The 14,272-nt window shown below is 65.1% G+C and carries 17 protein-coding genes; 8 read left to right on the top strand and 9 right to left on the bottom strand.

Translation table 11 applies throughout. The features are described 5' to 3' along the window. Positions 1–345: 345 nt before the first annotated feature. A complete protein-coding gene (locus AC1DXJ_RS11740) occupies positions 346–1,494 on the top strand; it encodes a helix-turn-helix domain-containing protein (protein ID WP_477637028.1) in 1,149 nt (382 codons plus the stop codon). Further along, positions 1,494–2,033 (top strand): hypothetical protein, encoded by a 540-nt coding sequence (locus tag AC1DXJ_RS11735; protein ID WP_477637027.1) that lies wholly within the window; start codon positions 1,494–1,496, stop codon positions 2,031–2,033. The genes AC1DXJ_RS11740 and AC1DXJ_RS11735 overlap by 1 nt, the downstream gene beginning before the upstream one ends. 278 nt (positions 2,034–2,311) lie before the next feature. On the opposite strand, the gene AC1DXJ_RS11730 is transcribed toward AC1DXJ_RS11735, so the two are convergent. From AC1DXJ_RS11730 to AC1DXJ_RS11695, 8 genes are all read right to left on the bottom strand, one after another. Then, a complete protein-coding gene (locus AC1DXJ_RS11730; RefSeq protein WP_477637026.1) occupies positions 2,312–3,208 on the bottom strand; it encodes a hypothetical protein in 897 nt (298 codons plus the stop codon). A 170-nt stretch (positions 3,209–3,378) separates the two neighbouring features. Further along, positions 3,379–3,612: a hypothetical protein gene (locus AC1DXJ_RS11725; protein ID WP_477637025.1), complete on the bottom strand. Its 234-nt coding sequence runs from the start codon at positions 3,610–3,612 to the stop codon at positions 3,379–3,381. Between the two features lie 201 nt (positions 3,613–3,813). After that, positions 3,814–4,536, bottom strand: coding sequence for a hypothetical protein (locus AC1DXJ_RS11720; protein WP_477637024.1), 723 nt, complete (start codon positions 4,534–4,536; stop codon positions 3,814–3,816). 348 nt (positions 4,537–4,884) lie between these two features. Beyond that, the gene (locus AC1DXJ_RS11715) at positions 4,885–5,589 is read right to left on the bottom strand and encodes a nuclease-related domain-containing protein (protein WP_477637023.1); all 705 of its coding nucleotides are present in this window, start codon (positions 5,587–5,589) and stop codon (positions 4,885–4,887) included. Positions 5,590–6,803: 1,214 nt separating this feature from the next. Then, positions 6,804–6,995 (bottom strand): hypothetical protein, encoded by a 192-nt coding sequence (locus AC1DXJ_RS11710; protein WP_477637022.1) that lies wholly within the window; start codon positions 6,993–6,995, stop codon positions 6,804–6,806. Between the two features lie 402 nt (positions 6,996–7,397). Then, positions 7,398–7,535 carry a hypothetical protein gene (locus AC1DXJ_RS11705; RefSeq protein ID WP_477637021.1) on the bottom strand — a complete coding sequence of 46 codons (138 nt, stop codon included), beginning with the start codon at positions 7,533–7,535 and terminating at the stop codon, positions 7,398–7,400. Positions 7,536–7,714: 179 nt separating this feature from the next. Continuing rightward, the gene (locus tag AC1DXJ_RS11700; protein WP_477637020.1) at positions 7,715–7,915 is read right to left on the bottom strand and encodes a hypothetical protein; all 201 of its coding nucleotides are present in this window, start codon (positions 7,913–7,915) and stop codon (positions 7,715–7,717) included. A 279-nt stretch (positions 7,916–8,194) separates the two neighbouring features. Next, positions 8,195–9,160, bottom strand: a complete 966-nt coding sequence (locus AC1DXJ_RS11695) for an anti-sigma factor RsbA family regulatory protein (protein ID WP_477637019.1) — start codon at positions 9,158–9,160, stop codon at positions 8,195–8,197. 310 nt (positions 9,161–9,470) lie between these two features. Here AC1DXJ_RS11695 and AC1DXJ_RS11690 point away from each other — a divergent pair, with 310 nt between their 5' ends. Beyond that, a complete protein-coding gene (locus AC1DXJ_RS11690) occupies positions 9,471–10,235 on the top strand; it encodes a hypothetical protein (RefSeq protein ID WP_477637018.1) in 765 nt (254 codons plus the stop codon). A gap of 573 nt (positions 10,236–10,808) precedes the next feature. On the opposite strand, the gene AC1DXJ_RS11685 is transcribed toward AC1DXJ_RS11690, so the two are convergent. Next, complete coding sequence (locus AC1DXJ_RS11685) at positions 10,809–11,042, bottom strand: helix-turn-helix domain-containing protein (RefSeq protein ID WP_477637017.1); 234 nt, start codon at positions 11,040–11,042, stop codon at positions 10,809–10,811. 307 nt (positions 11,043–11,349) lie between these two features. Between AC1DXJ_RS11685 and AC1DXJ_RS11680 the strand changes: the two genes are divergently transcribed. The 5 genes from AC1DXJ_RS11680 to AC1DXJ_RS11660 all read left to right on the top strand — a co-directional run bounded on the left by AC1DXJ_RS11680 (position 11,350) and on the right by AC1DXJ_RS11660 (position 14,271). Further along, entirely contained in the window at positions 11,350–11,607 is a 258-nt protein-coding gene (locus AC1DXJ_RS11680; RefSeq protein ID WP_477615720.1) for a hypothetical protein, read from the top strand. After that, a complete protein-coding gene (locus AC1DXJ_RS11675) occupies positions 11,604–11,993 on the top strand; it encodes a hypothetical protein (RefSeq protein WP_477637016.1) in 390 nt (129 codons plus the stop codon). Before AC1DXJ_RS11680 ends, AC1DXJ_RS11675 begins: the two co-directional genes overlap by 4 nt. 57 nt (positions 11,994–12,050) lie before the next feature. Beyond that, positions 12,051–13,103: a C40 family peptidase gene (locus AC1DXJ_RS11670; RefSeq protein ID WP_477637015.1), complete on the top strand. Its 1,053-nt coding sequence runs from the start codon at positions 12,051–12,053 to the stop codon at positions 13,101–13,103. A 98-nt stretch (positions 13,104–13,201) separates the two neighbouring features. After that, on the top strand, positions 13,202–13,483 hold the full coding sequence (locus AC1DXJ_RS11665; RefSeq protein WP_477637014.1) for a DUF6112 family protein: 282 nt from the start codon (positions 13,202–13,204) through the stop codon (positions 13,481–13,483). 155 nt (positions 13,484–13,638) lie between these two features. Next, a complete protein-coding gene (locus tag AC1DXJ_RS11660; protein WP_477637013.1) occupies positions 13,639–14,271 on the top strand; it encodes a hypothetical protein in 633 nt (210 codons plus the stop codon). The last annotated feature ends 1 nt before the right edge of the window (position 14,272 follow it).

The raw sequence follows: 14,272 nt of genomic DNA, 5'->3' as shown, positions 1-14,272 counted from the left end.
AATCATCCATCGCATTTCCCCGCTGCCGCGTCCGCGTTGTCGTAAGTGATTCGGGACGCCACCCACACGTCCGCCCCGCAATGGGAGTGTTCGTCGCGTAGCTGTCGCCGCCGGCATCCGATCGTCGAGGACTCTCCCGGTCATGGCCGCGCCGAGCCGTAAGGCGGCGGACACACCGGCCGGACGCCGGCTTGAGCGTGCAGTCCGACTGGATCGAACGCATCAATGTTGGGGGTGCGCGCTCCCGCGTGGAGGTCATCAGTCAACCACCCGACGGCGGAGCCGGGGTCCGGCCCTCACAGCAGGAGCCTCTCGCGGCGTGAGGTACTTGCGATTTTCACAATCGTGAGCGACGATGACCACGTGGCGATAACGGATGTCGAGATCGGGGCTCGACTGAAGGCGCTCCTTGAGGTCAACGCTATGGATCAGCGAGGGCTTGCGGAGAGAATTGGTCTGAGCCCATCGGCTATGAGCCGAGTCATCAGTGGCGAGCGGACCCTGAAGGCCCGTGAGGTTGCTTTGATCGCGGAGCAGTTGAACGTACCCGTCGCCTCAATCGTTGAGGGCGCGCTGCCGCCATCTCCGGTGGCGGTCGCTGCCCGGCAGAGTCACACGGACACCCAATCGGTGGGCGAGGCACTGGCGAGAGCAGCGTTCTTTGTCGAGTTGGCCGAGCTCGCTGAGTCCACGCAATCGCCCGAATTCGACTGGCTCGAACTGCCTACAACTGGTATGGCGTGGCAGCAGGGCCACTATGTCGCGGAACAAGTTCTGGACCATCTGCACCTGGATGATTCGCCCCTTCCAGCCGCGATGCATGATCTCGCAGGACTGATCGAGTCAGCCGTTGGCGTGCAAGTGGCGCTCGAACCGTTGGGAAACGGCATGGACGGTATGAGCGTGTCCTGCGCCCGCTTAAAACTCGCGATGGTGAGCACCACGACGGCCCCTGCTAGGCAGCGCTGGACCCTGGCGCACGAGCTAGCGCACTTGGTTCTGGGCGACACCCAGGACTTGCTCGTCGATCGCAACGTTTGGGGGCACCGGTCCCCCCAGGAGTCCCGAGCAAATGCGTTCGCTGCTGCCTTTCTTATGCCCTCAGAACTGGTGAAGCGGGAGTGGGGCTCCGCGGTACGACCCTCCCAAGATCTCGTGAGCCGGCTCTTGGACACCTTTCATATCAGTTTGGATGCTCTTGCATTTCGCGTGCATAACCTCGGCTTGGTCAACGCGGCGGGCCGCGACTCCATCCGAAGTATGTACCCGATAGTGAGCCTGCTTCGGAATCAAGGGAATCGACAGTCAGAGGGTTCGTGGCTGCCGGGACAACTCACAACGGATGTGATCGACGCATATGCAGGCGGTCGGATCGGTGTCCGATGGTTGGCCAATCTCGTGCGCCTCGATCCGGACGAGTTGCTGCGACGGCTTTCGGCGAACGACGAAGAAGCCCAGGCTCTTGAGGCAGCGGAGGACGAGGTCTTGGTCTGATGGGTACCGCCCCCGCCGTTGTGTTCGACACCGCCACCCTGCGCAATTTTGCGGCCATTGGACGGTTGGACATTCTTGAGGTGCGGTACGGCTCGCGCGCGACTTGGGGCGAGTCGGTATACGCGGAGGTCGAGGTTGCTGAAGGCTATGAGCCTGGCTTGTTAGGACTTCGAGGCCAAGCATGGATCGGCCCCCCGCTTGAGCTGTTCTCAGCCGCATGCCTTCGAGACGTCGATCGCATCCAGCGCGCCCTGAGTGGCCCCGGAGAGGTCCCGACGAAGAACCTCGGCGAAGCCGAGAGCATCCACCTCATCGCTCATGAGCTCGACGGAAACGGCGTGCTCGCTGTGGACGATAACGCCGCCCGCGACCTGGCCGAGCACCGCAACATCAAGACGCTACGAACCCACGAGATACTCCAAGAGTGCTTCGCCATGGATGACCTGCGCTGCCCGGAGCCCTTTGAAATCGCAGCGGCGATGTTCGATGCAGGACGGCACAACGTCCACGTGCCAGCCGACCACACAGGTATCTGCTGAACGGAATGGACGCAAGGCAACTCACGACCATCCTGCAAAGTCATACGGACGGGTTCACGCCCACCGGCAGGCGCGTCATCATCAACGACTCTCAGGCCTGATCCGGATCTCACACGTGCTCCACCGTCGGCCGTGTTGAGAGGCGCGGCCAAGTCGCATTGAATCTGCAAGCTCCCCGACTCACGCTGAATGACGTGCTTGAACGGACTCGGCCACGACCCGTGATGCTCCACGTCAACCGAGGCGTGTTGAGGGAACAGCAGCGCTCAGCCTTGGACTCAGGGCACAGCCGAGCGTGATGATCGGACGGTGCCATCGTCCGGTGGAACCGTGACTTCCGAAGGCTCGCTGCACGGCCCCGAAGGAACTGTGACGACGGTAACCCCGCTCTTGTCGGCCGACCGAGCGATGACTGATATGCCGGAGGGGCTCCTCGCCGCCTCTGCGCATTCCGCACCGATCCGGGTGTCCCAAACGTCGTCGGTTGATGTCAGGTGCAGCACAGCAGAAACTGGCTTGGGCGGGGTGGCGTCTGGGGCCGTTCCATCAGACTTGGGGTTGGCGGCCCATGAGAAAGCCACAAGGGCGAGGGCCGCGACGAGGGAGAGGAGCATTACGACATTGCGGGCTTGAGTCGCTCGACGTTGGGTCAGCAAGTGGCTCCTGAGATACGCGGCGCCCTGGGCTCCCGTCCTGAAGCTGTCCATCTGCGTCTTACGCAGCGTCCGCAGTTCCCTAGCCTGTTTGATCTTGTTCTCTATGGCCGCGCGTTCCTTCTCGGTCGCCGTCACGGAGCTGACTGCGAGTTCGTCTATGTCCTTCCCGAGCTTGTAGTAGCTTCCGCGCGACTCATCGAGGGCTTGGAGTAGTGCAGGTAACCCCCCTGACCCACGGTGGTAGCTGGAGTCTCTTTCAACATTGGCCAACACTTGCTTGTCCAACTTCTTCCTACTTTTCTCCAACGAACTGAGGACGGTCAGGTTGTTGCTCCTGCCTGGCATCTGCGCCCAGGTCAATAGCCCAATCGCTAGGAGCGCACAGACGAGAGCGACGCCAATGCTGACTACGCCCGTGGAGAGCCGGACTCTGTTCTCCTCCCAAGTGAGTTCACCGATCGAGCTCAGCTGACTGCCAGCGACGGCTGTTGTGGCGACTGCGGCAAGGGCGGTCGTCATCCACAGGAGCGGCTTTACGAGCGAGGCGTTTCGCTCAAGAAAGGGATCGACTAGGGGGACCGTGGGGGCTGCCGGTGACGGCTTCTCCGGCGGGGCCGTCTCTGTCTGTGCTCTCCAAGCACCGAAGAAAGCGGCGAGAGCGCGGCGTAGGCGGATCACCAAAGCCGCCGCTAGTGCTCAGTAACGCGAATGCTGACCGACTGAACGTGAGGGGCGACGATGACCTCCAGCTCGTCAGGTCGGAGTCCGCCCTCCTCCAGGATCACATAGACCTTGGCGGCGGCGGGCGCCTTGCGGAGCATGTCCCGCACCGAGGAGGCCGTGACGTCAGACTTGACGTGGAGGGTAAAGATTGGTGGCCAGTCGTCGTCTGGATTGATCCGCTCGAGGGACGTTTCCGTCATCTGAGCCTCCCTGTCTCACGATCTGCCAATCGAACAAGACGCACGGGATCGCGTTCCCTTGGCACAGTACAACTCGCACGGCACGACGCAAGACCTACGCCCATAGGCATGTGCGGACATTCTCGAGCCGATAGGCGGCGGAAAGACTGGACCCCTACGACGAGCGCAAATTGGCCGCGCGAGGTGGCTGGCCCCGGGCCGCTACTGCTCCGCCCGAGGACGCAAATGGCCTACGGGCATCTCCGTCAGGACGGGGAGGTGTTGACCATCGACGATGGCCTCCTCGAAGAGGACGACTCGGGGAGAGGCCGGTGGTGTCACCCCATCCGGAAAAGTGATCGAGAGGGTCGAGAGGGCAATCGCAGTTGCTCCCTCAGGCCGAACGGTGCTTACGGCAGTGAAGTGCATCAATTCTTCCTCCGGCTCGCGGTATAGCGTGGCGCGACCCACGAGCGCCGTTCGCTGTTCCGAAGTCTGACCCGGCCACTCGTTCCGGGGCACCTGCCCAGGCTCGACGAGGATGTCGATCTCGAGCTGCTGACCTTCGACCGGAGGAGGGATCAGGACGGTGTCAATCTCGGGGCCACTGAAACCGTCCGGCAAAACGAGGCCCCGATGCGGAATGACCACTGTTGCCAAGCGCAGCATCCCTGTCTCCTCGATGGGATCTGGGATTTCCCACTGCGCGATGACGCGACCGGCACCGGTCGCGCTGGAGTCCTCAACCTTGTAGTGGCAGCGGCCGTCCTTATGGAACGAGATATGCGCCCGATTGCCGCCCGCCTCACGATTGAACACATAAAGCTCGGCACCACGCGTGAAACGGATGTACCAGGTGCTCGACACCTGCTCGCGCGTGTGGTCGTCGCCAGCGGCAAACTTCAAGGTGCCCTGAGTCAAACCGGTGACGAGGCGTTCTGGCATGCCCTCATGATGTCGGCAGATTGCGCCGGCAGGCGGCGGTTAGCCGCACCGCACTCCGGGCGGCGGAACGAACGTCATGCCCCGGTATATCCAGATGTGCTTGGTTGTGGTCCGGTTGTCCGGGAGGACATGCCCCGGTTGCGCGTGGAGCTGCCGCTTGATGCGTGCTCGGGGGGGTCTGCGGTTTGGTGTGAGGGCGTCATGTAGGAAAGGGTCTGGGGCGCTCTTGCTGGGTCCGGTCCGAGCGGGCCGGGTGCGCGCGGAGCTCGGCCTGAGCCCAGCCGGTTGGAGAGGGTCCGCACGCGGCGAGGACTCGGCCGTCCGCTCCGCTTGGCGCCGCCAGGCGGCTCAGTTGGTCTGCTCAGACGCGCGGGGGAACTGCTCTGCCAGGTATTCCTGAATCGTGCGGCGGTGCTCCGGGTCCAGGGAGCCTGTTGTGGAGACGAAGGCGGTGAGGCTGCTCTGACGCAGGATGTGGAGTCCGCGCACCTCGATGTTTGCGACCCCTAGCGGGAGAAGTCCGTCGACGAAGCAGATGGCGCCTGTGACTGGCACGTTGTCGAGTCCAGCGTTGTTGAGGACGGTGCGGACGGCATTGACCCGTCTGGCAGTTGCGTTTGCTGCGGTGGTCATGACCCGGCCGCTGACGATCAGGTCTGGTGCGGTGTCGGTTCTGTCGTCCTTAGTGCGAAGCTCGATGGGGGCATTCTTGTGGTGTTTGACGTCGATGACGTACACGCCCGATGCGCTGACGGCCAGGTAGTCGACCCGACCACGTTGGCCCGGCACACGGCGGTGGTGGAGGGTGAGGACGCCGTGAACCGCTGCGGCGCGCAGGACTTCGCCGACGGCGGCGACAGGTGCGCTCGTTCTCCTGAGTTGGCTCTGGTGGGCACGGAAGGCGCGCACGGTCAGGATGCGGGTGAAGAGACCGGCGCGGCCGCGGCTTCCAGTGGGCTGGCTTCGCTCCGTGGCCTCGCGTAGGGAACGTCGCGTTGGCAGCGGCGTCTGTTCTACCGACGCGGTGTCCGTCGAGCTGCTCCAGTTACGCACGGGTGAGGTCTGGGCTGGAGTACTCGGCTTCGCGGCTTCGGGGTTTGCAGGCGTGCGCCCGACCGGAGACCCGCCACCTTTCGCGGCATGCGGCGATGGAGGGGTGACCGAGAGTTGTTTCAACGCGGCCAACGTAGCGGCGACAGTCGACACGTTCGTCGTCCATGGGGTCGCGCGCGGGTCGGGGTCGGAGGGAACGGTTTCGACGACGGATCTATGGGACTCCTCGACTCGGTGTTTGCCGCGGGTCTGCCTGAGCGGGAGGCCGGACGGGCTGACCACGAGCCCTGAGTCGGTCATCGCGTCGAGTTGTGTTCTAGCAGCCATGTCCGGCCGCCCAGGCTCCGGTGTCATCCGCGCCCGCCCCCTCCACGTCGTTTCGTGCCATATTTGGCCGAATCTGGGTGAGTACGTGTCGTTACGGTGCGAGAGTCGGGTGTTTCGTGGACTGGATAGGTAAGGATTTCGGCGGATTGTGTCAGGAGTTTTCCCGAAGGCTCACGTAACCTCCGGGACGGGCCATATCATGCCGCCGGGTCATCCTCGCGAAGTCCCACCGGGGGTTTCGGACTGCGCTGAGCGGACAGCCACGCCGCCCTCTGGGTGGTACGCCCCACACAGCACACCGTGGGACCCGGTCTCATCGACCTTCATCATGTCGTCGGCGCTGCCTGACCGCCCCCCCAATCCAGGCAGCAAGCACAGGGCAGATCGGTGAGATCGCAAAGAAGGTGTGACTACGCGTTTTGATGGGTCTCAGCGGCCGAGCGCCCGCATAGCGTGGCAAGGTCCAGCCACCTTGCTGGCACTGCCGCCACTTCTTCACCTTCTCCTGAAGGGAGCGCGCGGGAACCGCAGGGGGTGCAGGGGAGATCGCCTCACAGTCGGTCGGGCAAGGTCCCGCTGTGAGGCGATCGCGTACCCGGGGGGATGGTCAGCAGGTCAGCGCGTACCAAAGGGACCGGCAAGCCGTCTACAGCAGGCGACGGAGACCCGTCCGCCCGAACAGCCGATAGTCGATCCTCCAGGGCCTGTTTAGTGTTTGAACTCCCCCAGCAAGAACAACTGAATACGAATTTCACTCCCGGAACACCGAGCAAAGCTCAGCCTGCACATCCTCACACGGCCAGTTCGGACCCAGGAGACGAACGCTGACAGCAGGCCCTGCCAATGCCCCCCCTTTGGCAGAGCCTGCTGTCCACGTGCCGGAGGCTTCACCGGCCGATCTGCCCGCCCGGTACGCCGAGGTCGGGGTGCAACTGGTCTACGTGGAAATGCTGCCGGGCGCCAAGGTCGAGGGCTGCGCCATGTTCGTCGACGGCTACCCCGTCATCGGACTTTGCGGTCGAGGGAAGCGCTTGGACAAGGTCCTCTTCACTCTGCTCCACGAAATTGCCCACCTTCATCTCGGGAACCTCGAAGAAGGGATCTTCACATCTCAGCGGCGTCCATCACTCTCAATGGCCTCACGAGTCAACGTAAGGCCTAAATAGACCTCATGCTGCGCCCGCGTGGCTGTGACAGGTTTGTTTGGCCCCACGGTGACGGCTAGTTCTGGCCCCACTGGCGGCTCGCCGGGGTGGTTGTGATGGTTTGAACTGGCCCCACCCAGCCTTGACGCAAGCCATGCGGTGTCTAAGTGTCAGCACGCGTTAGCCTCCGTCCGGCTAGCCCCCGGAACGGTCAGCATGCCACGGTTTCGACGGATTTGCCCTGAGTTCGCAGGGCAGGAGCGCTCTGAAGGGCCGGGTGAGGCGCAGCGACATTGCCTGCACCGCGGGCCGCCGGCGACGCTTTGAGCGGAGCGGTCACCCCACCATGACGGACACAATCACGACGGCGAGCACCAGTAGCGCGAACAACGCCAGGGCGACGTCTCGCACCTTCGAGGCAGCCGGCGAGGCCTTCCAGCGGTGCCAGTGACGGCGCCTTGATGCTCTGCTCATCAGTTCCGATCCTCACACACCACGCTCCATGGCGCTCCCGGGGCCCCCAGTCCTGGGACAAACGAAAAGCGCCTCACCCTCCTCGACAGGATGGTGGCGTCACGCGGTCAATGTCCCTGGCGCAGGGATTTACGGCGAGGCTGGAGGCAAGGGGTGACCGGCCCGTGCCGCGTTCGCCACTACGAGGGCGCCGCGGCGTCGCCCACGGATGGAGGTGTCACGACCGAGAGCTGAGGATGCAGACCCAGAGCCAGGTCGACCTCTGGCTCTGTCAGGGCTCGGTCCACGCCACCTGCCGCGAGCACCAGGTCGGAGAGAAGGTCAATCTCCTGCGCGAGGGCGTCGTCGTTGAGCTCTCCTGCGGGAGGGGTGGAGGTCATGGGCGCACCACTTTCGCGGACGGAACAGTTACCGGGAAAACGAGCCCTGCGTGCCCTCGTTCCGCCTGTCGGCGACAAATCAGCCGAACGGATGATGCTGCTGCTGACTCGCTCATTGCGGCACCCCCGGCTGACGAATTCCAGCGGGAATGGCCATTGCACCCTCTCCCGGACATCGCAGAGTCTCGCGTGGAAGCGCCAGAGCTGAGTTCGGGCCCGTGAACAGGTGCGCTCGTCAAGTGCGTGGGGCCCGTTGAAGTCGTTCTCGCGGCGAATCGACTACAGCCAGGTGTGGATACGGACGGTGGTGCCGGCCTTACCGGAGCGGACCTGAACCAGGTCGCACAGCTGGTTGGCCATCCACAGTCCGCGGCCGTGCTCGTCCGCGGGCAGCGGCTGACGGCGTCCGACCAGCGGGTCGGCGATGCGACCACCTCCGCGCACCTCGCAGACCAACGAGCGGTCCTGTTCCCAGATGCGTAGCTCATTAGCTCCGCGACCGTGCCTGACACTGTTCATGGCCACCTCGTGGACGCCCAGGACAAGGTCGGCGGTCCGCGCGACGGTCAGGCCCGCAGAGACTGCGTGCGCTCTGACGTCGGCGCGGACCGCGGCGTAGTCGTCGCCATCGAAGGCGCGGTGGGAGACCACGACCTGGACCTGCGGCAGGTCGGTCTTGAACATCTTCCCCAGATGGTGGGCTCCGCCATAGGTGGTGCTGCCGCGGTGCGTCTCGACGTCTACGACCACGGGGTGGGAGCGGTGCGCCTCCGCGACCACGTCCTGCGGCAGCGTCGCGGTGTCGTACGGGCACATCAGCCACAGCGGGGTGTCCGCCTCGACGGCCATGTTGAGCAGCGCCTCGTGCATCTGGCACTCGGCGAGCTCGGCGAGGCGGCGGCCATGCCAGATCGGCTCGCCTATGCCGCGCACCGGTTGCCCACGGTGGTCGTCAGTGAATCGTCGCCACGCCGGGATGATTCGTGCCGGGTTCGCACCGAGCTGAGTCATGTCGACGAACTCGACCCCGGCTCCTTCAGCGTCCAGCGCGTCGCGCAGCACCGCGATGCGGGCCGGTGTGACCGCGACCATCACGGCCTGTTCGGCCGCCAGACCCTCCCTGATGAACGGGACGGTCCCGGCCACGAACTGCGCGTCGCCGTCCCAGAAGAACGCTTCGTGCCGGTACCCATCATGGGTGCCCCGAAGGTTCCCCGGTCGAGATTCGACAGCCGCATCCCGCACCCCGGTGCCCTCGGTGGCTCCTCGCTTTGACGTAGCCGCTCCCTCCGGAGGGGCCGCCGCCCCACACGGTCAACCTTGCGAAACGTCCTGAGGCGAGGCTACGCCTGAATCGCCTTCTGACCCGGTTGGCTGCGCGACAGTGCAGGTCACGGCCCAGAGCCACCTGGGCGTACGGGCCCGTCCGAACTCAGTCCTTGTGTCGGTAATACCCCGTTTGCGTCGGTTCACGGCTACTGTGCGAAGCATCGTGAAGCAGGCCCGGGGTTCGGTGGACGACGTGGCCGGGGGTTCTGGTGCGAGGGGACAGCTAATGAGCGGATTGACCGAGGCTATCCAGGCAAGGAAGCTGGCCCGTCGCCAACTGAGCGTGGCGGACGTGGCGGCCCACCTGGAGCATCGCCTGTACGCCCTGCCGCCCACCCCGGATGCGATCAGGCGCGGCTGCGCCAATGCCGTCCGCGACGGTTTCGCAGCGGTCATCTGCCGTCCCGAACGCGTAGCCGAGGCAGCCAGAAACCTCGACGGTACCGGTGTCCCGGTGGTCACCGCGGTCGGCTGGAACCTTCCGGACTCGGCGGCCCTCGACACGCCAACCATGCTCGAAGAGGCCAATGCGCTCGCCGCACAAGGAGCCAGCGAGGTCGCGCTCGTGGCCACCCAGGCACGGATGGAGGGCGGCGGAGTCGCGTTCACCCGCCAGACCGCCGCACTGGTGGCGGCCATGACGCAGCGCGACGTCCGGGTGCGGGTCATCCTCGATACCGAACAGCTCGCGCCGGAACACATCACGCTGGCATGCCGGCAGGCGAGCGAGGTCGGGGTGTCGATGGTGCAAGGCGGATCCTGGCGCGGACAGCGAACCGGCTTCTCCCAGGTCGAAATGATGCGCGATGCCCTCGGCCCGGACGTCCTGCTGAAGTGGACGCAGCCCGTCCGGTCCCTGGAGACCATGCTTGTGTGCATCGCCGAGGGTGTCGGGCGCTTCAACGGTGATGTCGACCGGATCATGGCATCGGCGCAGTACAGCGCCCGACTGGGCCCGCTGACCGTGCCGTTGCCCGGAACGGACTACTGAGCGGGACGACTGCCGTACCGGCGCAGTCTCGCCAATGCAAGACCGCGCCCGACGGCAACAACCTACGCGCCGGTCGAGCGCCACCTGGATGGTCGCTCTGTGGTTCGGAATCAGCACGGCGCGAATCGGATCGAGGGAGTCACCGCTAACCGACTAGGTCTGTGACCTACTCAGCCGCGTCTTTGTGGGCGGTAGGCAGCAGCTCGGGGACGCGCCAAAGGTGGGCCAAGGGACGCGCTCACTCATGCGCAGGTCCGGCCTCTGCGCCCCCATCCCCCTGGGCGAGCCGATCCCGCGGCCCGCTTGGGCCAAGTCGCCGCCAGGAAGCCACCCGCACTTTTGTGCGGGTAGTACTCCATTGCGTAGCAAGGCGTCTCCCCCGCCGCAGGCTGTCCAAACAGCCAGCAGGGAGGAGGAGCGATGCCGAAGGATCCCAAGCAATTCATTGCGACCTTGGCCGAAATCCTTGAGACGGACGCCAACAGACTGAGCGCGATGAGCCTTCAGGACCTCGACGCGCTCTGCCACCGCCGACGGGGACGCCCCGTCGAGCGCGTTGTCCGGCAGGCAGAGTCAGCGATCCAGCGTGGACAGAAGGTCGGACACCGGAACGTCGAGGACTCGGGAGACGGTCGCCAAGTCCTGGACCGTCCATCGCGTCCGCCCCCGGAGCCGCATTGAGAGGGAGGGCTGCGTGATCCCAAGAGCCTTCGCCAACGCTTCCTGCTTGACATCACGACGGGCCATCCACGCTCTGACCTCTCGGGACACCAGCAGTGTCAGCTCTTCGACCTCATCTCTGGCCACCCGCCAAGGATAGGGGGTCAAGGGCAGACAGAGGCTCTATCCCAGAGCCCAGCGCTTCGCCTCAGTTATCCACAATGTCATATCCAAACTCTAGCCTTGCGTAATAGTTTCACTCACTATCTCAGTGTTTTAATCTCTAGATGGAGGGGTTATGAGATCCACGAATGCAACCGACAACGCCGCCACAGCTCTCCAGCGAGCACTCGAGGCCACACCACCATTGCGGTGGCCCAGTTCCGAACGCGACAGCCTCTGGCTGGTCGTCCAGGATTCAATCTGCACACGCGGTCGTGCAGTCGCCTGCCCCATGGGATCACTGACCCCGCAGGAGGTTGGGGGCGAGGACGCCCGTCAGGACGAACTCCTGGCTGCCATGTCCTGGCTCGGTGAGCACGAACGCGAAGCACGCGAGTTGGACAAGGTCGAGCTCTTCCGCATGCTTCGCGGTGTCGCTGTTCGCGGCAAGCACGGGTCAGCAAGAAGGGCACAAGAGGATGCCCTGCACGGGATGACTGGCGTCGTCGCCGGCGAGCCCGTCAACTTCGTTGATAGCGAGGTCGCGTGATGATGACTTTCGAAGCCTGGTGCCGGCACCAGGACATCTGGGATCCCTTGGACCCGAGCCATATTCAGGCCGCGTTTGAAGTGCTCGTGTCACGCATCGACGCGGCCAAAGCCGCCGGAGCGGCGGATCCCATGTTGACGGTTTCGACGAGCAAGGCCGGCCCCAACTCGCGGGCCGTAACCCACACGATGCTCGAGGCGCTGGGCTACTCCCCCGCCCAGCGGCGGATCGTGCACAGGCTCATGGCCGGATCGACGTCGGGGTGGCGGGGCCTTCTCCTGCTATTCGCGACGGACTCTGCCTTGACTTCAGGGGAACGGCGCTACGTGTTGCGGCAGGCACGGCAGTTGGCCGCGCTGCGTCAGACCGTGGCGGCTGGTGAATGAGGGACGGCGGCAGGCGACCACCGGCCGATCGTGTATCCGATCTCGGCTAGTCCGACCATGACCTTCTCCCCACTCTTGGTGGCCGTTGCAACCGTCACGTCACTGATGGGCGCCACCGGCGGCATCGCCCTCGTCAGCGTCAGCAGCGAGATCCCGCCGCAGCGCGGCACCCTGGCCGGGTCACTCTGCTCAACCACAGGGACCATCACGGGACTCTCAGCCGCCTCCGCAGCCAACGCGCGAGTGGTGGCCGCAACAGCCGCTGCCCGAGGCGGTCATGACGCCGCCGTCATAGCCGTCATGTCGGGGCTCGCGGAGTCGGGCCTGCGGGTACTGGCCAACCCCCACGTTCCGGAGGGTGCGGCATACGCACATGACGGAGTGGGATCAGACCATGACTCCCTCGGGATCTTCCAGCAACGTCGATCATGGGGTCGGGCGAGCCAGCGGATGGACCCGACCGCGTCAACCAACCTCTTCCTCGATCGTCTCCTCGCACAGCGCAATTGGCAGCGCCGCCTCCCGTGGGAGGTCGCGCAGGCGGTCCAGGTGTCAGCCTTCGCCGACGGCTCGAACTATCGCTCTCAGCTCCCCCTCGCACGGCGCATAGCCGACCAGGTCGAGATCGACGCGCGGCGCGAGAACTGTGGCGGCTCCGTTACTGGCTCCCCCGCCGCGGGCAGCCTCGGACGACATGGCCTCCCGAAGGACTACGCGATTCCCGCTGAGACATCGGCCGCCGCCGCTGCGGCTGTCGCCTTCGCCCTCACGGAGCTTGGAAAGCCGTACGTGTACGGCGCGAACGGGCCTGCGGCATACGACTGCTCAAGTCTCATGGTCGCCGCGTGGGCTTCCGGTGGTCGACGCCTGACGCGCACGACATACACGCAGATGCACGAGGGTACCCCGGTCACAGAGGGCCGGCTCGCCCCTGGGGACCTTGTCCTCATCCCCGGCTCCGACGGAACCATCAGCGCGCCGGGCCACGTGGGTATGTACATCGGCCACGGATTGGTGGTTCAGGCGCCGAAGACCGGCGATGTCGTGAAGGTCGTGACGTACGCGTCCCTGACGCGTGGCGGCGTCTCCGCGCTGCGGCACATTGCCTGATCGGGACGAGCCGTCTCCCGCAACTCATGGTGTACCCGCCCAGCGGTTACCACTTCGGCAGAGAACTACCACTTCGGTCACGACAGCGAAGGACAACCATGTTCCCTTACATCGACATCAAGCCGAACCGCTCAGGGCTGCCGGGCATTGCCGCCCTCGAGAACATCGTGGGCGCGCTCCTGACCTTCGGGCTCGTGGCTTCCGTCGCAGGGATCGCGATCTCCGCGATCGCCTGGGCCATCGGAGCCCACTCGGGCAACCCCCACGTCGCAGGCAAGGGCAAATCAGGCGTTCTCGTCGCGCTCGCCGCTTCCTTCCTCGTCGGCGGTGCCACCTTCCTCGTGAACTTCTTCAACGCACAGGGCAGCCAGCTGTCATGACTCCTCGGCTCCCGATCCACCGCTACCGCTTCGTCGCGATAGTTGGACTGTTCGCCACCGCAGCCCTGCTTGCGTGCGCGGGTCTATTCATTGCGGACGGCTCGACGCCACGGCCACCGTCGGACGTGGGGGTTCAGCCAGCGCCGCGCACTGCTATGCAGAACCGTGCGACTCCCTCGGCTGCGCCCCGTGCGGAGTCCGACCTGGACATCGCGCTGGCGCGGATTGCCTCAGTAGTCCCTCTCACCGGCGCCACATCGTCCGACTATCCTCCTGTCTCCGACACTGCCAAGCGGCAGCCGGACCTGTACGCCGCTGAGTTCGTGCAGCGGCTGTTGACCCAGGACTACCGACGGCCCCGGGTCGAGTTTCTTCGTTGGATCCAGTCCGAGACGGCCACCACGAGCGAGCCCCTTGTCGTCGGACTTGTGCCTCCGGCGCTCCGGTCGCGGCTCGGGGTTGCATCGGTTCAGGACGACGTCAACGGCCCGGCACCCATTCCATCCTCGGACAGCTGGGGGTCGCTAGCCCAGAGGGGCGCGAGCTCGACCGCCTCGATCGTCAAGGTGTCGGAGCCCTACGAGTGGAGCATGGCGGTGGCCAACGGCGAGATCACCGATCCCGGCATCACGGCCCGTCAGGTCGACGCGGACGTCACCGTGAACAACGGAGCCGGACAGACCGCGACGTACAGCGTGAGCGTCCTGCTCAACCTCGAGGGTCCCCCGAGCCGCGCCGGGTACGGCCTCGTCGCGTTGGTCAACTACACGTCCACTCGGGTGGGCTGAA

It is taken from the genome of Pedococcus sp. P2_D9, assembly GCF_056404275.1.
Note: the sequence above shows the minus strand (reverse complement) of the source record. Positions and strands in the feature narration are given on the sequence as shown.